18 protein-coding genes are annotated in these 19,127 nt (G+C 71.5%); 4 read left to right on the top strand and 14 right to left on the bottom strand.

The annotated features are described in order from the left end of the window. Window positions 1-103: 103 nt before the first annotated feature. Together ACZ4TR_RS44530 and glmS are read right to left on the bottom strand one after the other, a co-directional pair. On the bottom strand, window positions 104-1,543 hold the full coding sequence (locus tag ACZ4TR_RS44530; RefSeq protein ID WP_465294592.1) for an NAD(P)H-hydrate dehydratase: 1,440 nt from the start codon (window positions 1,541-1,543) through the stop codon (window positions 104-106). 27 nt (window positions 1,544-1,570) lie between these two features. Next, on the bottom strand, window positions 1,571-3,433 hold the full coding sequence (glmS, locus tag ACZ4TR_RS44525; RefSeq protein ID WP_465294590.1) for a glutamine--fructose-6-phosphate transaminase (isomerizing): 1,863 nt from the start codon (window positions 3,431-3,433) through the stop codon (window positions 1,571-1,573). A 308-nt stretch (window positions 3,434-3,741) separates the two neighbouring features. Here glmS and ACZ4TR_RS44520 point away from each other — a divergent pair, with 308 nt between their 5' ends. Continuing rightward, window positions 3,742-4,596 (top strand): dienelactone hydrolase family protein, encoded by an 855-nt coding sequence (locus ACZ4TR_RS44520; RefSeq protein ID WP_465294588.1) that lies wholly within the window; start codon window positions 3,742-3,744, stop codon window positions 4,594-4,596. Window positions 4,597-4,638: 42 nt separating this feature from the next. Here ACZ4TR_RS44520 and ACZ4TR_RS44515 read toward each other — a convergent pair whose 3' ends face one another. The 5 genes from ACZ4TR_RS44515 to ACZ4TR_RS44495 all read right to left on the bottom strand — a co-directional run bounded on the left by ACZ4TR_RS44515 (window position 4,639) and on the right by ACZ4TR_RS44495 (window position 10,011). Then, window positions 4,639-5,103, bottom strand: a complete 465-nt coding sequence (locus ACZ4TR_RS44515; protein WP_364514558.1) for a hypothetical protein — start codon at window positions 5,101-5,103, stop codon at window positions 4,639-4,641. 123 nt (window positions 5,104-5,226) lie between these two features. Beyond that, entirely contained in the window at window positions 5,227-7,752 is a 2,526-nt protein-coding gene (locus ACZ4TR_RS44510; RefSeq protein ID WP_465294586.1) for a WXG100 family type VII secretion target, read from the bottom strand. After that, window positions 7,752-8,030, bottom strand: a complete 279-nt coding sequence (locus ACZ4TR_RS44505) for a hypothetical protein (RefSeq protein ID WP_364514552.1) — start codon at window positions 8,028-8,030, stop codon at window positions 7,752-7,754. The genes ACZ4TR_RS44510 and ACZ4TR_RS44505 overlap by 1 nt, the downstream gene beginning before the upstream one ends. 177 nt (window positions 8,031-8,207) lie before the next feature. Further along, entirely contained in the window at window positions 8,208-8,471 is a 264-nt protein-coding gene (locus ACZ4TR_RS44500) for an acyl carrier protein (protein ID WP_364514549.1), read from the bottom strand. Beyond that, window positions 8,464-10,011, bottom strand: coding sequence for a fatty acyl-AMP ligase (locus tag ACZ4TR_RS44495; RefSeq protein ID WP_465294584.1), 1,548 nt, complete (start codon window positions 10,009-10,011; stop codon window positions 8,464-8,466). Before ACZ4TR_RS44495 ends, ACZ4TR_RS44500 begins: the two co-directional genes overlap by 8 nt. 30 nt (window positions 10,012-10,041) lie before the next feature. On the opposite strand from ACZ4TR_RS44495, the gene ACZ4TR_RS44490 reads away from it, so the two are divergent. Next, window positions 10,042-10,929, top strand: a complete 888-nt coding sequence (locus ACZ4TR_RS44490; RefSeq protein WP_465294582.1) for a cytochrome P450 family protein — start codon at window positions 10,042-10,044, stop codon at window positions 10,927-10,929. 34 nt (window positions 10,930-10,963) lie between these two features. Here the strand turns inward: ACZ4TR_RS44490 and glmM are convergent, their stop codons facing one another. The 3 genes from glmM to rplM form a co-directional block, all read right to left on the bottom strand. Further along, window positions 10,964-12,298 carry a phosphoglucosamine mutase gene (gene glmM, locus ACZ4TR_RS44485; protein WP_465294580.1) on the bottom strand — a complete coding sequence of 445 codons (1,335 nt, stop codon included), beginning with the start codon at window positions 12,296-12,298 and terminating at the stop codon, window positions 10,964-10,966. Between the two features lie 260 nt (window positions 12,299-12,558). Then, on the bottom strand, window positions 12,559-12,993 hold the full coding sequence (rpsI, locus tag ACZ4TR_RS44480) for a 30S ribosomal protein S9 (RefSeq protein ID WP_364514586.1): 435 nt from the start codon (window positions 12,991-12,993) through the stop codon (window positions 12,559-12,561). Window positions 12,994-13,139: 146 nt separating this feature from the next. Beyond that, window positions 13,140-13,592 (bottom strand): 50S ribosomal protein L13, encoded by a 453-nt coding sequence (gene rplM / locus ACZ4TR_RS44475; RefSeq protein WP_284745421.1) that lies wholly within the window; start codon window positions 13,590-13,592, stop codon window positions 13,140-13,142. Between the two features lie 263 nt (window positions 13,593-13,855). On the opposite strand from rplM, the gene ACZ4TR_RS44470 reads away from it, so the two are divergent. Further along, window positions 13,856-14,749 carry a hypothetical protein gene (locus tag ACZ4TR_RS44470; protein ID WP_465294578.1) on the top strand — a complete coding sequence of 298 codons (894 nt, stop codon included), beginning with the start codon at window positions 13,856-13,858 and terminating at the stop codon, window positions 14,747-14,749. Between the two features lie 29 nt (window positions 14,750-14,778). Beyond that, window positions 14,779-15,510 (top strand): DUF4333 domain-containing protein, encoded by a 732-nt coding sequence (locus ACZ4TR_RS44465; protein ID WP_465294576.1) that lies wholly within the window; start codon window positions 14,779-14,781, stop codon window positions 15,508-15,510. Window positions 15,511-15,595: 85 nt separating this feature from the next. On the opposite strand, the gene ACZ4TR_RS44460 is transcribed toward ACZ4TR_RS44465, so the two are convergent. The 4 genes from ACZ4TR_RS44460 to ACZ4TR_RS44445 form a co-directional block, all read right to left on the bottom strand. Then, the gene (locus ACZ4TR_RS44460) at window positions 15,596-15,889 is read right to left on the bottom strand and encodes a WXG100 family type VII secretion target (protein ID WP_364514531.1); all 294 of its coding nucleotides are present in this window, start codon (window positions 15,887-15,889) and stop codon (window positions 15,596-15,598) included. A 62-nt stretch (window positions 15,890-15,951) separates the two neighbouring features. Beyond that, on the bottom strand, window positions 15,952-16,269 hold the full coding sequence (locus ACZ4TR_RS44455; protein WP_364514528.1) for a WXG100 family type VII secretion target: 318 nt from the start codon (window positions 16,267-16,269) through the stop codon (window positions 15,952-15,954). 251 nt (window positions 16,270-16,520) lie between these two features. Then, on the bottom strand, window positions 16,521-16,877 hold the full coding sequence (locus ACZ4TR_RS44450; protein WP_364514526.1) for a hypothetical protein: 357 nt from the start codon (window positions 16,875-16,877) through the stop codon (window positions 16,521-16,523). A 16-nt stretch (window positions 16,878-16,893) separates the two neighbouring features. Next, window positions 16,894-18,930: a type VII secretion-associated protein gene (locus ACZ4TR_RS44445; protein ID WP_465294574.1), complete on the bottom strand. Its 2,037-nt coding sequence runs from the start codon at window positions 18,928-18,930 to the stop codon at window positions 16,894-16,896. Between the last annotated feature and the right edge of the window lie 197 nt (window positions 18,931-19,127).

The raw sequence follows: 19,127 nt of genomic DNA, 5'->3' as shown, positions 1-19,127 counted from the left end.
TTAACAGAGAACTCGATATCTCTTCGCACAACCCACCCGTGCACTTTCACGTGAAAGTGATCCGGAGTGCACCCTCCGGCTCACTTTCACGTGAAAGTGCGGCTCAGGTCGTGAGGGAGCGGAGCGAGCGGATTGCCTCGGGGATCGCGTGGACCAGGCCCGATGCCGAGGTCGGGGCGTTCTGGGCCGCGATCGCTCCGGCCAGGGAGTGGACGTGCGCCGCGGCGGCCGCGGCCAGCCACGGGTCGAGGCCCGCCGCCAGTAGCGAGCCGACCAGGCCGGACAGCACGTCGCCCGAGCCTGCCGTCGCCAGCCAGGCGCCGCGCGGCGTGTTCACCGCGACGCGGCCGTCCGGGGCCGCCACCACCGTCACGTGCCCCTTCAGCAGCACCACCGCGTCGTACTTCTTCGCCGCTTCGCGCGCTGCCGTCACGCGGTCCGCGCCCGGCTTGCGGCCCATCAGGCGCTCGTACTCGCCCGCGTGCGGGGTCAGCACCAGCGGCGTGTCCGGGTCGCGTGCGTCCAGGACCTCCGGGGACTTCGCGATGATCGTCGTCGCGTCGGCGTCCGCGCAGACCGGGACGCCCTGGCCGAGCACGTACCGCAGCACGTCGCGGCCCTCGGAACCCGTGCCGATGCCCGGCCCGACCGCCCACGCCTGGACGCGGCCGGCGTCCGCGACCGTGCCCGTCGCGATGATCTCCGGCCACTGCGACCGGACGACGTCGGCCGCGTGGCCCGCGTAGCGCACCATGCCGGCCGTCGCGCGGACCGCCGAGCCCGCCGCCAGCACCGCCGCGCCCGGGTACGTCGCCGAGCCCGCGGCGATGCCGACCACACCCTGGCTGTACTTGTCGTCCTCCGGCCCGGGCACCGGCCACGCCGCGGCGACGTCGACGATGTCGAGCCGGCGCAGGTCCGGGTCCGCCAGCTCGAGGCCGATGTCCACCAGCACGACCTCGCCGCACCACGACGGCGCCAGCGCGTGCACGGGCTTGAGCGCGCCGAACGTCACCGTGCGGGTCGCCTTCACCGCCGGGCCGTCGACGGCGCCGGTGTCCGGGTCGACGCCGCTGGGCAGGTCGACCGCCACGATCGGCGCCTCGACCAGCTCGACGAGCCGCGCCGCGTCGGGCCGCAAAGAGCCACGGGCGGAGATGCCGACGATCCCGTCGACCACGACGTCGGCCCGTTCGATCCACTGTGGACCGTCCTCGGGGGACACCACCCGGCCGCCGGCGCGCTTCAGCGCCCTGAGACCGGCGGGATGCGCCTTCTCGGGCTTCAGCAGGATCGCCGTGACGGCTACTCCGCGGCGCCGGAGGAAGGCTCCCGCCCAGAGCGCGTCGCCGCCGTTGTCACCCGAGCCGACCAGCAGCACGACCCGGCGGCCGGAAACGCCGCCGGTGTGATCTTCGAGCAGGTCCGCGGTCTGCACCGCCAAGCCGAACGATGCCCGGCGCATCAGCTCGCCGTCGGGCGTGACGGCGAACGCCCGCCCCTCCGCCTCGCGAATCCGTTCCGTGGTCCAGATTCCCTGCACGGCGAAGGCCTCCCTCTCTACGCTGTGTTACTCCACGGTGACGGACTTCGCCAGGTTACGCGGCTTGTCGACGTCGTACCCGCGGGCGCGGGCGATCTCCGCGGCGAGCACCTGCAGCGGCACCGTGGACACCAGCGGCTGCAGCAGCGTCGGCACCGCGGGGACCTCGATGAGCTCGTCGGCGAACGGCCGGACGGTCTCGTCGCCCTCTTCGGCGATCACGATCGTGCGGGCCCCGCGCGCCTGGATCTCGCTGATGTTCGACACGAGCTTCGAGTGCAGCACCGCGCGCCCCTTGGGCGACGGCATCACGACGACGACCGGCAGGCCCTCTTCGATCAGCGCGATCGGGCCGTGCTTGAGCTCGCCGGCCGCGAAGCCCTCGGCGTGCATGTACGCGAGTTCCTTGAGCTTGAGCGCGCCCTCGAGGGCGACCGGGAACCCGACGTGGCGGCCGAGGAACAGGATCGCCTTCGAATCGGCGATCCGGCGGCCGAGGTCGCGCACCTGGTCCACAGTGGACAGTACCTTCTGGACGGCCGCGGGCATGGCCTCCAGCTCGGCGAACTCGCGGGCGACCTCGTCCGGGTACTTCGTGCCGCGGGCCTGCGCCAGCGCCAAGCCGACCAGGTAGTTGGCCGCGATCTGGGCGAGGAACGCCTTGGTCGACGCGACGCCGATCTCGGGCCCGGCGTGGGTGTAGAGGACGGCGTCGGACTCACGCGGGATCTGCGCGCCGTTGGTGTTGCAGACGGCCAGCACGCGCGCCTTCTGCTCACGCGCGTGGCGGACGGCTTCGAGCGTGTCCGCCGTCTCGCCGGACTGGGAGACGGCGACGACCAGCGTGTCGCGGTCGAGGACCGGGTCGCGGTAGCGGAACTCCGACGCCAGCTCGACCTCCACCGGCAGCCGCGTCCAGTGCTCGATCGCGTACTTCGCGACCAGGCCGGAGTGGTAGGCCGAACCGCAGGCGACGACGAAGACCTTGTCGACGTCGCGCAGGTCCTGGTCGGAGATGCGCTGCTCGTCGAGGATGATCCGGCCGGATTCGAAGTGCCCGCGCAGCGTGTTGGCCAGCGCCTCGGGCTGCTCCTCGATCTCCTTGAGCATGAAGTACTCGTGGCCGCCCTTTTCGGCGGCGGACAGGTCCCAGTCGACGGTGAACGGCTTGGCCTGGGCGGCGTCGCCGTGGAAGTCGGTGACCTCGTAGCCCTCGCGGGTGATGACGACGAGCTGGTCCTGGCCGAGTTCGACGGCCTCGCGGGTGTGCTCGATGAACGCGGCGACGTCGGAGGCGACGAAGTGCTCGCCCTCCCCCACACCGACGACCAGCGGCGACGACCGGCGCGCGGCCACGATGGTGTCCGGCTGGTCGGCGTGGGTCACGACGAGGGTGAAGGCGCCTTCGAGCCGGCGGCAGACGGCGGCGACGCTGGCCGCGAGGTCACCCTTGGTGTCGCCTTCGGCGTAGGCGCGGGCGACGAGGTGCGCGGCGGTTTCGCTGTCGGTGTCGCTGGCCATCTCGACGCCGTCGGCCTCGAGCTCGGCGCGCAGAGCGGCGAAGTTCTCGATGATGCCGTTGTGCACGACGGCGACGCGCTGCGAGGCGTCGCGGTGCGGGTGCGAGTTGCGGTCGATCGGCGCGCCGTGGGTCGCCCAGCGGGTGTGGCCCATGCCGGCGGTGCCGGTGATGCGGTCGCGGCCGACCTTGTCGAGCTCGGCTTCCAGGTTGGCGAGGCGCCCGGCCTTGCGCTCGACGGTCAGCGCACCGGCGCCGTCGAGGACCGCCACACCGGCCGAGTCGTAACCGCGGTACTCCATGCGCCGGAGCCCGCCGAGGACGACGTCCAGAGCCGGGCGGTGCCCGACATATCCCACGATTCCACACACGCGCACCAGCCTAACGAGGGACATTCAGCGGGTTGACGGGGTCCGGAAACCAAAGTTGACCTGCGTAAACATGAGTGAGCATGGTCCGGACCAATGCACCTTGGGGCGCACGTGGGTGAGTGCCCGGGTCCGGGCTTCCAGCGCCCCAATGTGGCCTTGGTTGCGTCTGACGCACCCAAGGTGGCCTTCGGTGCGTCAGAGGCACCGAAGGCCACATTGGGGCGCTCTGGCCGGGCCGGAAGACCGGCGGACGGCGCGCCGGAGCGGCGGGCGAGCCGGGGCGGGGCGCGCACAGTAGGGTTCCCGCCATGGCCAGCAAGCCCAAGCAGCTGCTCGCGGAGTTGACGCACCCGGGTCCGCACGAGGTCCTCCGCGGCAACCTCGCCCTGGTCGGGCTGCCCGGCGTGGTGTTCACGCCGCGCGCCGGGCTCGGGCTCCCCGCCGTGGCCTTCGGGCACGGGTGGCTGCAGCCGCCCGATCGGTACCGGCAGCTGCTGCACCACCTCGCCAGCTGGGGCATCGTCGCCGCCGCGCCCGCGACCCAGCGGGGTCCGCTGCCGTCGCACCGGCTGCTCGCCGCCGATCTGCTGACCACCCTCGACGTCGTCACGACCGTGCGGCTCGGGCCGGACGGCATCAGCGTCGACCCGGCCAAGCTCGGCCTCGCCGGGCACTCGACCGGCGGTGGCTCCGCCATCCTCGCCGCGGCCCAGGACGCGCAGGCTGGGAACCATCCGGGCTCCCGAACCGAAGCCGGGCGCCCGCGGATCAAGGCCGTCGCGACCATCGCCGCCGCCCAGACGCTGCCGCCCGCCACCGAGTCGGCGAAGGTCATCACCGTTCCCGGCCTGCACCTCGCTGCCGAGGAGGACCTCGTCGCCCCGAAGGTCGGGCACGCCGAGGCCATCACGGACGCCTGGGGCGGCGAAGACGTCCAGCTGCGCACCCTCGGCAAGTCGACCCACCTGGGCGTCACCGAAGGCCGGCACTGGTCGCAGCTGATCATGCACGGCAAGCCGCACCGCAAGACGCAGCAGCTCACGCGCGCGCTGTTCACCGCCTTCTTCCTGACGCACCTGACCGGCACGGACAAGTACCGGCCCCTGCTGGAAGCCGACGTCAAGCGCGCCCCGATCGAGCGCGAAGAAGAACCCGCGCACTGACGCGAAAAGGACCCGGCCGGAGCCGGGCCCTTCCGAAGGAACTCAGACCAGCCAGCTGGTGCTGGAGAAGTCGTCCTCGTCTTCCACCGGACGCGCGTGCCGGCCCCGCTTCGGCGACTCCGGCGCCGGGGGCGCGGGCGGTTCCGGCACCGGCTGGGGTGCCACGGCCGCGGGCATCGGGATCCCGTAGCTCGGCGTCGGGTAGGGCGTGCGGCCGGTGTCCGCTTCCTCGTCCTCGACGCCGAACTCCATCAGCGACTCGCGGCCCTTGTCGGCCAGCGTCTTTTCCGTCGCCCAGCCGCCCGCGCTCTGCTTGCGCTTGTTGAGCTCGTCCATGTGCTCGGCGTACTTCTGCGCGGCGGCGAGCTCGTTCTTCAGCCCCTCACGGGCCTGCGTCTCGGCCTCCGCGACCCGGCGCTCGCGCAGGCCCCGCTGCTCGTCCTGCTCGCGAGCTGCGGCGTCCATCGTCGAGATCGCCGCGCGGTACCGGTCTTCGGCGCTGCTCATCGGCCCTCCTCAGCCCTCACTGTGCCCTTCATTACCAATCCGACCACAGTCACGGCCGAATGGCTTCCGCAGCAAAAGTCACCGGCAGCTCGGGGGTCGGCCTGCTTTTGGCCGGATTGGCAATCAGCGGTCGTACCGGATCGAACGGTCACCCTCGTCGTCCAGCGAGCCGCTGATCCGGCCCTTGGCGCCGCTCGTTTCGAAGACGCCACCTTCGATGCGGTACTGGCTGGGCCCGCGCTGCTGGTCGCCGCCACCACCGCCGCCCGGTGCGCCGCCCATGCCGCCCATCATGCCCATGCCGCCCATGCCGCTCATCCCGCCGGACGAGCTCGCGGCGGCCTGGTGCATACCCGGGTCGACCGGGGTCGCGCCGAGCCCGCCGCCGTCGGACATCGGCATCGACGCGTCGCTGCCCGTCTGTGCGCCGGGGTCCAGCGACACGGCGCCGGCGAAGTCCGCCGACCCGCCGCCCGTGACGGCGGATCCGAAGTCGCTCGCCCCGGCCGTCGTCGTCGAGTCACCGCCGCCACCGCCGGCCACGCCGGAGTCACCGCCCCCGACTCCCGCGTCGGCCGTCGCCATCGCGGGTTCCGCGCCGACGCTGCCGCCGAAGTCACCGGAGAAGTCCTGGCCACCGGGAGTGGTGAAGCCGCCCCCAGCCGAAGCCGCCGCGCCCTGTGTGAAGGCCGGGTCCGGATTGGCCGGCGCCGGGTCCTTCGTCAGCGGCGATTCGGCGTCCGCGTCGTGCCGGATCGCGGAGCTGCTGCTGTCGGTCGACGCGGGATCGGTCTTGAGGTCGCTCGCCTTGGGGTCGTCCTTCTCGTCGAGCGTGTACGTCGTCGGCTCGCCCTTGCCGTCGTCGACGGTCACGATCGTCGGGCCGTCGGGCCCCTCCGGCCGCTCGGCCGTGATCTCGAGGTTGCCGTCCTTGATGTGGATCTTGCCGTCGGGCCCCGGCTTGTAGCTGCCGTCGGCGGAGGGCTGCCCGTCCTTGACGGCCCCCTGCTGCGCGCCCTGCGGGCCGAAGCCGCTGCCGTCGGCCTTGGCGCCGTCCTTGCCGGCTTCGGCCTTGTCGTCGTCACCCCAGTCGAGGTGGTAGTCCTTCTTGTTGCCGTGGCCGTCGTCGACGGAGATGTCCTGCTTGCCCTCCTTGTCGGGCTCGGACATCTCGATCGTGTTGTCGCCCTTCTTGACCGACACCGTGTCGGTGTCGTCGGTGTCCTTGATGGCCTCGCCGGTCGTCGGGTCGATCGGGTACGGCTTGCCGGTGTCCGGGTCGACTTCGAGGGGCTTGCCGGTGATCGGGTTCTTGCCGTCCTCGGGCTTCGCCGGGTCCTCGGCCGTGGGCGGCTCGACCGCCGACGGCGTCGTGGTGCCCCCGCCGCCGGTGCCCCCGCCCGTGCCGCCGCCGGTCCCGCCCCCGGTGCCGCCGCCCGTACCGCCGCCGTTGTCCTTCTTGCCGGGGCCGCCGGAGTTCTCCTTGCCGCCGCCGTCGTCGGTGCCCTTGCCATCGCTCTTGGCCTCGGTGAGCTGGTTGCGGTAGCCGTCCATGAACCGCGCGAGCGCGCCGAACTGCTGGTCGATCGTGTCCTTGGCGGACTTGCAGGAGCCGTTGAAGGCGTTGATCAGGCCCTGGTACTCGGTCGAGAACGCGCCGTCGCGCCAGTAGCGGCAGACGTTGCGGCCGTACTCCTTGTTCTCGTCGTTGAAGCCGCAGTCGTCGTTCTGCAGCCGCTCGGCGAGGTTCGTCTGGTTGCCGTTCTTCGCGTTGACGGCGTCGACCCAGCCGGCGACCTTCATGAAGTCGTCGAACTCCTCGGTCTCGCCGTTCGCGATCTTGAGGACGTCCCTGGCCATGTTGATGTCGGCCTGGGCGATGGTCGTGCGGTGCAGCTGCAGGACCTCGTCGACCTTCTTCTTGACGGCGTCGTAGACGTGCGTCACGGTCTGCGGGATCAGCTTCGCGGCGCCGTCGATCTGCTGCGAGAGCTCCTTGGCGTGCGGCTTGATCGCCTCGTCGTACTTGATCTCCGCCGCGTTCGCGCCCTTGCCCTTCCACTCCCCGAAGAGGGTCTGGAGCTCGGTGTCGCTCTTGCTCAGCGAGTCTTCGACGACCTTGTGCGCCTTGGCGAGGTCGTCGGCCTCGGTGAGGAACTTCTGGAACTGGATGCCGCGGTTCTCGTGGAACTTGTCCTTGAGGTCCTTCTGCGAGTCGATGTGGCCGGACCCGCCCTTGATCTTGTTCCAGATCTCGTCGGTCCACTGCACCAGGAAGTCGACCGTGACGTTGCCCTGGTCGAGCATTTCGTCGGAAGTCTTCGCGCCGGCCCCCAGCGTGGGCGTCGCGATTCCGTCGAGGTTCTTCTTCGCCGTGTTCTTGCGGTCGGTCTGTGCCTGCTGTTCCTTGCCCTTGGCCTGCGACTCCTGCTTCGCCCGTGCGACGATCTCGTCGGTGTCGTTGGAATCGAAGACGTCGTAGCCGCCGCCGCCGTCGGAGTAGTTTTCGATGTACTCCTTGGCGTACTTCTCTTCTTCTTCGTTGAAGTTGAAGGTGTTGCGGTCGTACTCCTCCATGAGTTCCGTCTTCGTCTCCATGGAGACGTTCGGGTCATCGAGGATCTTCTTGATTTCGGCCCAGTCCGCCATTACTTGCTCCCCGCCGCATTGGCCTGCGCACCGGCGTGCGACTCCTGCGCGGAGTACTTGGAGCCGGCCGTGCCGATCCCGCTGCCGAGGTTCATCAGCGCGTTCGACAGCCCGGTCATGCCCGCGCCGATCTCGTCGATCCCGGATTTGTACTTGCCGTAACCCTCACCGTGGACGCGGCCGAAGTCCACCTGGGCGATTTCGGTGGGCGCGACCTTCTTGGCCTCGGCGGCCGGGTCGTCCGCGACGTCGTTGAGGCGGATCTGCGCCCGCGTCATCGCCTCAGAACTCGCTTCGTAACCGTTTGGCATGGTCGGCTTGCCCCCTTCGCTCCACAGCCCCTTGTTCCGGGTGTCAAGACTGTGACGCACCCGGACGTCGTTCGGTGCCGTCGCAGATGCACACAGAGTCTAGCGTTCGGCCGACCGGCCGACCTGGGCTTTGCCCAAGTGCACTCACCCGGTGGGGTGCTGCGCGGCGAGCGCCTCGGAAATGACTTCGGCGACGCCGCGGACGTCGACGAGCCGATCGAGCTCGTCCAGGTCGACGGAGACGCCGTAGCGCACCTCGACCCGCGCGAGCAGCTGGACGCGCTGGCGGGACGTCATGCCGATGTCGTCGAACGGCGTCGTGTCGGTCAGCCGCTCGGGCGGGAGCTGCAGCGCCGTGCAGACGATCTTCCGGATCTCGTCGGTGTGGGCGGCGGCCGGGTCAGTCATGGCGCCCATTCTCGCCCCACCAGCGGTCGCGGGCCGCGGCGCGGGACACCTTGCCGCTCGAAGTCCGCGGCACCGCGCCCGGCGGGACCAGCCAGAGGGCACGCAGCGGCAGGTCGTGGCCCGCGGACACGGCCCGCCGGACGGCCGTCTCGACGCCGTCGTGGCCGGTGCAGCCGACGACCACGGCCACGCCTTCCCCGAGGCTGTCCCGCACCGCGAACGCGGCGACGCGCCCGGCCCGGACGTGCGGGTGCGCGGCTTCGACCGTGGCCTCGATGTCCTGCGGGTGGTGGTTGCGGCCGTCGACGATGATCAGGTCCTTGAGCCGCCCGGTGACGTACAGCAAGCCGTCGTGGACGAAGCCGAGGTCGCCGGTGCGGAGCCAGCCGTCCTCGGCGAAGGGGCCCTCCTGTCCCCAGTAGCCGTCCGCGACGTTGGGGCCGGACACCCAGATCTCTTTGTCGACAATTCGGACCCGCTGGCCGTACGGGCGGCCCACCGAGACCAGCTCCCGCCCGTCGAACGTCGTCACCGTCGGGCCTTCATCGCCCGCGCTCGCGACGAACACCGTCGCCTCGGCCAGGCCGTAACACGGCTTGAGCGCGGTGTACGGCAGCCCGAACGGCGCGAAGGCGCGAGCGAAGGTGCCGAGGGTGGCCGCGCGGATCGGCTCGCTGCCGTTCAGCACGGAGTTGACGTGCGAGAGGTCGGCGTCCGCCAGCTCCCCCGCCGCCTCCGCGGCCAGGTCGAAGGCGAAGTTCGGCGCGGCGGTGATCGCCCCGGGGTGCTCGGCGAGCAGCCGGATCCAGCGCAGCGGGTCGCGCACGAACTCCATCGGCGTGAAGAACACCGAGTGCGCGCCGAGGAACACGGGCGTGCCGACGAGCAGCACGAGCCCCATGTCGTGGAAGAACGGCACCCAGCCGGCGAGGTGGGTCGACGCGTCGGCGTGGTAGCACTCGGTGGTCTGCCAGCAGGCGGCCACCAGCGCGCGGTGCGAGATCACCGCGCCGGCCGGGCGGCGCGTCGAGCCCGACGTGTACTGCAGGTACGCGGGATCGGTCATCGCCACCTCGGCGGGCGGCTCGGCGTCGTCGGGCTCGATGTCCTCGATGGCCAGCACGACGTCCGGGCACGACGCCAGCGAGGCCGTGCTCTCCAGCAGGTTCTTCGAGGTCAGGCAGACTGCCGGCGCCGCGTCCGCGAAGGCCGACTCGAGCCGGGCGCGGTGCGTGCGGCCGGTCGGGACGGACAGCGGCATCGCGACGAGCCCCGCGTAGAGCGTGCCGAGGAAGGCGACGACGTACCCGAGGTCCTGGCGGGCGACGATCGCCACCCGGTCACCCGGCCGGGTGAAGCGGCGCAGCTCGCGCGCGACGCCGCGGACGCGGTCGAGCACCTGGGGCCAGCTCAGGGTGTGGTCGACGGGACCCGGGAAGGTGCGGCACGTGAACGCGGGGCGGTCTTCGGCGGCGTTGCGGAGCAGGTGGTCCGTGAACGGGGTGGCCAGGACCTCTTCCGGGACGTCTGCGGGCGGCACGCGCTCATCCTGCCCTACCGTGGGCAGGCGATGGACGAGTTCGAGCGGCACGGGATCGGCCTGGTCTCCGGCCGCGACGCGTGCGTGCACGCCCTGCGGTCCCCCGATCTGACGTCCGATCCCGGTGGCGGCTCACCGAGCGTGCTGCTGCGCGACGGCGCGGGTCACACCCGGGTGCGCGGGGTGCTGCGGGAGATCATCGCCGGACTGGAACCGCTGCCCGGCTCGGTGCTCGCGGCGATCGAAGCCGTGGTTGCCGAGCTGGGATCGTCGTTCGACCTCGTGCGCGACTTCGCGCGGCCGGTGGCGGGCGCGGTGACGTCGGCGGTGCTGGGGGTGCCGCTCGACGACGTCTTCCTGGACCACCTGGAGAAGACGACGGCGAACCTCGACGTCTTCGGCGGCGCCGACCGGGCGGGGCAGGCGTCGGCGTTCCGGCTCGCGGTGCAGCTGAGCCGGGCACCGGCCGGGCCGGGCGGCTTGACGGCGCTGCGGGAGGCCCACGCGGCCGGCCGGCTCGACGAGGACGAGCTGATGCTCAACCCGGTGGTGCTGGCGCACGCCGCCTACGAGAACTCGCTGAACTTCCTGGCCTGCGCCGGGCTGGAGCTGGCTTCCTCGGCGTCTCCGGTGCGGGTCCGCGAGCTGGTGACGTCGATCTGCCCGGCCCGGTACGTCCTGCGCTTCGGAGCGGACGGCCCGGTGGCGGTGTCGCTGGCCGACGGGCTCCCGTTCGGCCTGGGCCGGCACGCCTGCCCGGGTTCGGGAGTCGCGCTGGCCGAGGGCGAGGTCGCCCTCACGGCGTTGGCCAAGCACCTGAGCGGCGGCTGCGAAGTCGGCGAGGTGCGCTGGAAGTCACACCCGGTGTTCCACGGCCTGGCCTCGGCGCAAGTGGTCGTGAGTGAGAAACGGGGTTAGAACCCTGTTTCTCACTCATGACCGCCGCGGCGGACTACGAGACCGCTGAGACGACGCCCGCCAGGCGGTCGGCCGCGGCCTGCGCCGTGGCCTGCGCCGGAGCCTCCACCATCACGCGGACCAGCTGCTCGGTGCCGGACGGGCGCAGCAGCACCCGGCCCTCCTCGCCCAGCTCGGCCTCGACCTCGACGACGGCGTCGCGGACCTCGGACGAGACGGCCACCGCCGCCTTGTCCGCGACCGGGACGTTCACCAGGACCTGCGGCAGCCGGTTCATCACGGCCGCCAGGTCTTCGAGGGACTTGCCCGTCTCGGCCATGCGGCTCATCAGGCGCAGCGCCGTGAGCAGGCCGTCGCCGGTGGTGGCGTGCGCCGGCAGCACGACGTGGCCGGACTGCTCGCCGCCGAGGGCGAAGCCGCTCGCGCGCAGCTCCTCGAGGACGTACCGGTCGCCGACCGCCGTCGTGACGACCGCGATGCCATGGGCCTTCATCGCCAGGTGCAGGCCGAGGTTGCTCATCACGGTCGCGACCAGCGTGTCCTTGACCAGCTCGCCGGACTCGGCGAACGCGAGCGCGAGCACCGCCATGATCTGGTCGCCGTCCACCAGCTCACCGGCGGAGTCGACGGCCACGCAGCGGTCGGCGTCGCCGTCGTGGGCGATACCGAGGTCGGCGCCGTGCTTGACGACCGCCTCGCGCAGCTTGTCGGGGTGGTTCGAGCCGCAGTGCTCGTTGATGTTGACGCCGTCCGGCTCCGCGTACAGCGCGACGACCTCGGCGCCGGCGCGGCGGTAGACCTCGGGGGCGGCGGCCGACGACGCGCCGTTCGCGCAGTCGACGACGACCTTCAGCCCGGCGAGCGAGTGCGGTGTGGCGCCGAGCAGGTGGGTGACGTAGCGGTCGAGGGCGTCGTCGACGTCGTGGACGCGGCCCACGCCGGCGCCGGTCGGGCGGACCTTGCCGGCGGCGAGGCCGGCTTCGATCTCGTCCTCGATGCCGTCGGGGAGCTTGTGCCCGCCCGCGGCGAAGAGCTTGATGCCGTTGTCGGGCATCGGGTTGTGCGACGCGGAGATCATCACGCCGAGGTCGGCTTCGAGCGAGCCGACCAGGTAGGCGACGGCCGGCGTCGGCAGCACGCCGACGCGGAGCACGTCGGCCCCCGCGGAGGTGAGGCCCGCCACGACGGCGGCCTCGAGCATCTCGCCGCTGGCGCGCGGATCGCGGCCGACGACCGCGACCGGCCGGTGCGAGCGGTCGTGCGCGGCGAGCACGCGGGCGGCGCTGGCCGCCAGCGCCAGCGCCAGCTCGGGCGTCAGCTCGGCGTTCGCCAGGCCACGGACCCCGTCGGTACCGAACAGGCGTGCCATCGATCGACCTCCTCAGTGCGGCTGCGGCAGCGCAACCGACCACGACAACGTAGCGACCCTCCCGGGCCGCGCTACCCCTGGATGTCGCTCCGGACCCCGGAAACGACACAGTGCTCGTTCGTCACCCATCCGACCACCGTCACGGCCGAACCGGCCCGCGGCAACGGCCTGCTTTCGGCCGAACCGGTAACCCCGGAAAACGCCGGAGCGCCCATCCGATGGACGGATGGGCGCTCCGGTGGGTTGCGCCAGAGGCGCGATCAGCGCTTGCTGTACTGCGGGGCCTTGCGGGCCTTCTTGAGGCCGTACTTCTTCCGCTCCGTGGCGCGCGCGTCACGGGTCAGGAAGCCGGCCTTCTTGAGGGCCGGGCGGTCATCGGCGTCGACCTCGATGAGCGCACGGGCGATCGCGAGACGCAGCGCGCCCGCCTGGCCCGAAACGCCGCCACCGTGCAGGTTGGCGAAGATGTCGAACGAGTCCGGCTTCTCGACCAGGACCAGCGGGTCCTTGATGAGCTGCTGGTGCACCTTGTTCGGGAAGTACTCCTCGAGGGTGCGGCCGTTGAGCTTGAACTGCCCGGTGCCGGGAACGACACGCACGCGGACGACGGCTTCCTTGCGGCGGCCGACCGTCTGCGCGTTGCCGCCGGCGGCACGCGACGGACGCGGGGCGGCGGCGGACTCGCTGGTCGCCACCGGGGTCTCGCTCGTCGCGACCGGCGTCTCGCTGGTGGCGGCGGGGGTCTCGGGGGTCTCGCTGGTCTCGACGGCGCCGGTCTCGGTCGCCTCGGTCGTGACCTCGGCGGTCTCGGGCTCGGTGCTGGTCACAGACTGTTCCTCACTCACTGCGCGACCTGCGCGATCTTGGTGATCTCGCGCACCTGCGGCTGCTGCGCGGTGTGCGGGTGCTGCGGGCCGGCGTAGACCTTCAGCTTCTTCGCCTGGGCACGGCCGAGCTTGTTCTTCGGCAGCATGCCCTTGACGACCTTCTCGAGCAGGTGCTCGGGCTTGGTGTCGAGCAGCTCGCCGAACGAGCGCTTCCGCAGACCGCCCGGGTAACCGCTGTGCCGGTACGCGAACTTCTGTTCGCGCTTGTTTCCGGTGAGCGCGACCTTCTCGGCGTTGACGATGATGACGAAGTCACCGGTGTCCACGTGCGGGGCGTAGGTCGGCTTGTGCTTGCCGCGCAGCAGCGTGGCGACCTCGGTCGCGAGCCGGCCGAGCACGACATCCTCGGCGTCGATCACGTGCCAGGCACGAGTGACGTCGCCGGGCTTGGGGCTGTACGTGGGCAAGGGTCTACCTCGTCGTCAACATTGCGTGTGGGTTCTGTGCGGGCCTAGCGCGCTGATGCGCCGCAACGCACAACGACATATGAAGATACCCCCACGTCCACCGCGGCCACGCATCGGGGGTGGGTCCAGGAGCCGGAACAGTTCCGGCCCGGCGCGACTCTACCCGGTTTTCCCGCCGAAGTGCCTGCACGCGCCGCCCCGACACGCGAGGATGAGACGATCCGGGGCGCGGGAACACGGGCCCAGTCGAGCAGGGGACGGCGATGAGGAAACGACCGACGGCGATCTTCGTCCTGGCTGCCGTCCTGGCCCTGGTCAGCGCCTGCGGCACGGCCAAGGCCGGTACCGCCCTGCCGAAGGGCGACGACGCGGCGGACTACGTCGGCGGCAAGTTCGAGCAGGTCATCGGCAAGCTCGGGGACGCCATCACCGACACGCGCGACGTAACCAACTCGCTGGACGCCTACTTCAAGTTCGACGACAAGTGGATCCACAGCACCGTGACGTCGGCCCGCACCGGCAGCCCGGAGAGCCGCGCGGTGCGGCACCGGTCGCAGAAGAACCCCGACGAGATCATCGACACGTACACGCCGGCCGACGGCGCGGTCGAGTACACCTACCTCGGCCCGATGTACGTCCAGAAGGGCGTCTCGCCGACGGCGTGGGTGTCGATGCCGAAGCCCGAGGCCGGCCTGATCCTGCCGTGCGCCTGGGGCGGGGTGCTGACCCCGTGCCGGATGGCGGACTCGACCGTGGACGCCTACAAGGCCGACAAGCGCGCGGTCCGCGGCGCCAAGAGCCTCGGCGACGGGAAGACCGCGCTGACGGTCAACGTGCCGTTCGAGATCTTCGTCAAGAACAAGGTCGAGATCCTGCCGCAGAGCATCGTGAGCCAGGTCGGGCCGGAGCTGAAGAAGGCCATGGTGCCGACCACGATCACGCTGAACCCGGACGGCAGCCTGGTCTCGTTCGTGATGGACGCCAAGTTCTCCGGCGACGGCCACCAGCTGGAGCTCAAGTACGACTTCCGGTTCACCGGCAAGGCCAGCCTGCAGGACATGCCGAAGCTGCCGGACGCGGCGCAGATCACGGTGCTGCCCGACCGGGCCGCCATGGACGACTTCTACCGCCGGCTCGGCGAAGCGCAGGGCAGCTGAACCGTGGCCACGACGCGAGGTGACCTCCGATGACACAGCCGCCCGACCCGCAGCAGCCGCAGTGGTGGCAGCCGCCGGCGAACCCGCCTCGGCAGCCGGGCGCTTGGCAACCCGAACAGCAGGCGACCGGCCCGCACGCCGGGCAGTGGCAGCAGAACGCGGACCCGGGCGCGGCTTCGGGTTCCTACACCGGCCAGTGGAACCCGGCGCAGCAGCAGCCCGGCACGAGCGGGTCGTTTTCGGGCCCGTGGCAGCCGGGTCAGCCCGCCGGTGGGCCGTGGCAGCCGCCGTCCCAGCCGACGCCGTCGCAGCCGGGCACGCCCGGTGGCGGGTGGCCGGCACCCCAGCCTTCCGGACAGTCGTCCGGGCAACAGCCGTACGGCGGCGGGTTCCAGCCCACGCAGTACGGCGGTCTCGGCGCGTTCGCCGCGGAGCCGCCGAAGAAGCCGAAGTCGAAGAAGCCGCTGCTGATCGCCGGAGCGGTCGTGCTGGTGCTCGTCGTCGGTGGCGGGGCCGCGTGGCTCCTGGGCGCGTTCCGCGGGAACGTGCTCGAGCAACAGTCCCTTGAGGACGGTGTGGTCAAGGTCCTCAACGAGAACTACGGCGAGCCGGACGTGAAGGACGCGCAGTGCCCGGCGAACGAAGCCGCCGAAAACGGCACGACGTTCGACTGCACGGTGAAGATCGGCGGGCAGGACAAGAAGGTGACCGTGCGGGTGCTCAACGACCGGCCCGAGTACGAGGTCGGCGCACCGCACTGAGGTTTTCGTTTGCCTGTGGGAGAAACCGAAAACGGCGGGCCCCGCACCGGAGTGCGGGCCCGCCGTGGTTTCCGGGACTACCGGCTCAGAACAGGCCTTCGACGGCGCTGTCGGTCTGCTGGTAACCGTCGGCGATCTGCGGCAGGGCGGCGGCGATCTGCGCCAGAACCTGCTTCAGGTCCTCGAACTTCTGGTCCCAGGTGCGCTGGGCCTGGTCGTACTGCTCCTTCGCGGAACCGGACCAGGTGGTGATCAGCGGCTTGAGGTCGTCCTTGAGGCGGTCGAACGCCTGCTGCAGCTCGCCACCCGTCTGCTGGCAGTCGTCCGCGGCGGCGCGGATGGTGGCGTAATTGACGACAATGCCGGCGTCACTGGGCATAGTGCGCTCCTTCTGTGCTGAGAAAGTTCAGGTGGATGAAAGGGAAAGTTCCGGTGCGACGCTCAGCCGAGCGCGTCGAAGCCGCGGTTGACGGCACCCAGGATCTCCTGCTGCTGCTGCTCGGAGCGCTCGTACTTCGAGCCCGCCTCGCGGAGCAGTTCCGCGATCTTCTGGAGGGCCTGGTTCATCTGACGAGCGTCGTCGTCGAAGCGCATCATCACGTGGTCGAACGCCTTCTGGGCCTCGCCCTTCCAGCCGGCGCGGGTGGCCTCGATGCGGTCGCGCAGCGTGGACAGGTTGGCGTCCATGCCCGCGCGAACCTCGGTCACACGACCCTCGGCCTCGGTGAACTGCTGAACTGTCCCGGTGAATCCAGCCATGCTGGAACCCCCTTCTGAAGAGTGGTTGTCCGTACCAAGCTCGTTCGTTTGTACGGCCCTACGACGCAGACATTGCCATGCCCGGTTCCCCCGTGTCGTGCTTTGCCCGCAAGTAGTTGCTTGCGGGAACGCTCGCGCCGGGAACCGATCGCCGCGCGTATTCCGCAACTGCCACGAACCAGCGAAGCGTCACCCGGAAAAGTGTTCGCCACCAGCGTGGTTAGCACACGCACAGCGATCGCCGGGCGCCTTCACCGATCGCGGCCCATGATTCGCATCTGGGAAAAGTCTTCGTCCTCGTCACCCGTTCGAGGGGCACGAGCGGAGGATTGCGAACGCGAAGGAACCGAATCGGCGGGATCCGGGACCGCCGGGACCGCCAGCCCGCGGGCGCGGCGGAACCGTTCGGCGGCGGCGCGCAGCGTGCCGGGAGTCGGGTCGCCGGACTTCGTGCCGCGGCCGCTGCGCTTCAGCAGTTCGACGTTCTCGCTGTGGTGGCGCCGGCTGCGCGCCTTCGCGTTCCCGGTCACGCGCCGGGCGTGCGTCACCGCGTCTTCGCCGGCCCGCCGGAAGGCCGACGCGGCGCTTTCGAACTCTTCGGACGGCACGGCGTGCCCTCGTCTCTCAGTTGAGGATCTCGACCGTGCGCACGGCCTGCGTGCAAGCGGCGGAGACCCGGTCGCGCAGCTGCGCGGTGGCGTACTGGCAGCCGACGTGGACCCGGATCCGGCCCTTGGCCACGACGTACCAGTCGACCTGGAGGTCGGGCCGGTCCTTCTTGATCTCGTGGTAGCCGATCACGGTCTTGCCCGCGTACGACAGGGCCGGGTTGAACCCGCCGTAGTGGTCGGGATCGCGGTCCGCTTCCCCCTTGAGCTCGTCCACCAGCTTCTGCGGGTCCGCGGTCGCGTCGTAGTCCATCACGAACTCCTGGGCGACGAGGAGGTCGTTGCCCTCGCGGGACTCCTGCGGGTGGATGACGACCTGGCGCTGGGCGACCCGGTCGTCGGTCTGCACCCAGTCCTCGGGCGAGACGAACTTGAAGTCGTACTGCGAGAGCGTCCGGCCGGTCTCGGCCTGGCCGGCGGGGTCGCCGAACACGAAGATCCCGGTGACGACGAGCGCGGCCACGACGACCACGGCGCCGGCGACGATCCCCCAGAGCTTCCCGCGGCCGGGCTTCTTCTCCGGCGGCACGCCCGGACGGCTGCCGGGCGGGCCTCCCGGGCCGCCCGGCGCGTTCTGGCCGGCGGGCGGGGTCCACGGCGGCCGGGCCACCGGCTGTCCGTGGGGTGGTGACGGCGGCGGGGCCGCGCGGTTCGGGAACCCGTTGGCGGGCGTGCCCGGCACGGGCGCCGGGGTGCGCGGCGGCGCCGGGCGCTGGCCCGCGTCACCGGGGCGCGGGGCGACGTCACCGGGCCGGACGACCTCGGTGCGCTGCGCCGCCGGGTTGAGGGCGCCGCCGGGCACCGCGCCCATCCGCGCCATCGCCTCGCCGGGCAGCGCGCCCGTGCGGTCCGGGTCCACCAGCACCGCCCGCAGCGCGCCGCGCGCGACCACGGTCTCGGGCTGGTCGAGGCTCGTCGGCACGACGCCGGTGCGTTCGTGCACCAGCCGCGAGATCATCGGGATCCGGCTCGACCCGCCGACCAGGAAGATCGCCGTGAGCTGCTTCGGCCGCAGGCCGGCGTCGCCGATCGCCGCGACCGTCAGCTCGACCGCGCGCCCCAGCGGCGCCGTGATGAGCCGCTCCAAGTCCTCACGCGTCACGTGCGCGTCCGCGAACGGCGGCGGCATCGGCACGTCGGTGTAGGCGTGCCGCGACAGCGTTTCCTTGGCTCCCCGCACGTCTTGACGCAACACGCGGCGGCGGCGCCGGTCGACCATCTCGCGGCCTTCGACGAGCTGGCGCCACGCGTCCTGGTCCGCGCCGGCCACGAGCGCGCCGACGTGCTCCAGCAGCGCCTGGTCGATGTCCGCGCCGCCGAAGGCCGGATCGCCCCGGGTGGCCAGCACCTGGAAGCCGCCGCGCTGCGGACGGCCGGCCCGGTCGCGCGCGGTGTCCGGCGGCAGCCGCCGCACCACGCTGACGTCGACCGTCCCGCCGCCGAGGTCCAGCACCGCCAGCGCGTCGCCGGGGCGGCCGCTGAACTCCACGGTGCGGTCGTTCGTCACGTCCTGCGGCGCGAACGTCGCCGCGTGGTAGACCGCCGCCGCGACCGGCTCGGGCACCAGCGCGACCTCGCGCGCCAGCCCGCCGGCCGCCTGCCGCAGCAGCCGGGTGCGGATGGCGCCCCAGTCCGCGGGGTGGGTCAGCACGAGCAGGTCGATCTCGGCCTCGCCGGCGAGGCGGCGCGCCTCGGCGACCGCGCGGCCCAGCACCGCGTGCACGACGTCGGTGACGCGCAGGACGCTGTCGCCGAGCAGCAGCTCGCCTTCGTCGATCCGGCGCTTCGGGTTCGGCTCGTACCGCGACGGGTCGACGGCCGCCTGCCGCTCGGCCTCCTGGCCGACGAACAGCGTGCCGTCCGCGGCCGCGAACACCGCCGAGGACATCAGCGGCTGGCCGTCGATCACCACGACCTGCGGATCGCGCCCGTTCACCGAGGCGACGACACAGGTGCTCGACGTCCCGAAGTCCACCGCAACCCGGACCGTCACCAGCAGCTCCCGCAGTACTTGTCGCGTTCCCCCACGCCCGGCCGACGGGGCGCACCCTCGGGGAGGAACCTACCCTCCGCCGCGATGCGCCCCGTCGCCGTGCTCAGTCGGGCTGGATCCACGACACCTGGATCAGCTGCTTACCGTTCTTACGAGTCAGCAGATTCCCCCGCCCCGGCGGCATCGCACTGGCCTTG

This window comes from Amycolatopsis sp. NPDC028719 (genome assembly GCF_055565395.1).
Note: the sequence above shows the minus strand (reverse complement) of the source record. Positions and strands in the feature narration are given on the sequence as shown.

Coding starts and splice junctions, on each gene's coding strand:
- ACZ4TR_RS44520 (WP_465294588.1), top strand. CDS start 3,742: ATGGCCAGCAAGCCCAAGCAGCTGCTCGCGGAGTTGACGCACCCGGGT.
- ACZ4TR_RS44515 (WP_364514558.1), bottom strand. CDS start 5,103: ATGAGCAGCGCCGAAGACCGGTACCGCGCGGCGATCTCGACGATGGAC.
- ACZ4TR_RS44510 (WP_465294586.1), bottom strand. CDS start 7,752: ATGGCGGACTGGGCCGAAATCAAGAAGATCCTCGATGACCCGAACGTC.
- ACZ4TR_RS44505 (WP_364514552.1), bottom strand. CDS start 8,030: ATGACGCGGGCGCAGATCCGCCTCAACGACGTCGCGGACGACCCGGCC.
- ACZ4TR_RS44500 (WP_364514549.1), bottom strand. CDS start 8,471: ATGACTGACCCGGCCGCCGCCCACACCGACGAGATCCGGAAGATCGTC.
- ACZ4TR_RS44490 (WP_465294582.1), top strand. CDS start 10,042: ATGGACGAGTTCGAGCGGCACGGGATCGGCCTGGTCTCCGGCCGCGAC.
- glmM (WP_465294580.1), bottom strand. CDS start 12,298: ATGGCACGCCTGTTCGGTACCGACGGGGTCCGTGGCCTGGCGAACGCC.
- ACZ4TR_RS44470 (WP_465294578.1), top strand. CDS start 13,856: ATGAGGAAACGACCGACGGCGATCTTCGTCCTGGCTGCCGTCCTGGCC.
- ACZ4TR_RS44465 (WP_465294576.1), top strand. CDS start 14,779: ATGACACAGCCGCCCGACCCGCAGCAGCCGCAGTGGTGGCAGCCGCCG.
- ACZ4TR_RS44460 (WP_364514531.1), bottom strand. CDS start 15,889: ATGCCCAGTGACGCCGGCATTGTCGTCAATTACGCCACCATCCGCGCC.
- ACZ4TR_RS44455 (WP_364514528.1), bottom strand. CDS start 16,269: ATGGCTGGATTCACCGGGACAGTTCAGCAGTTCACCGAGGCCGAGGGT.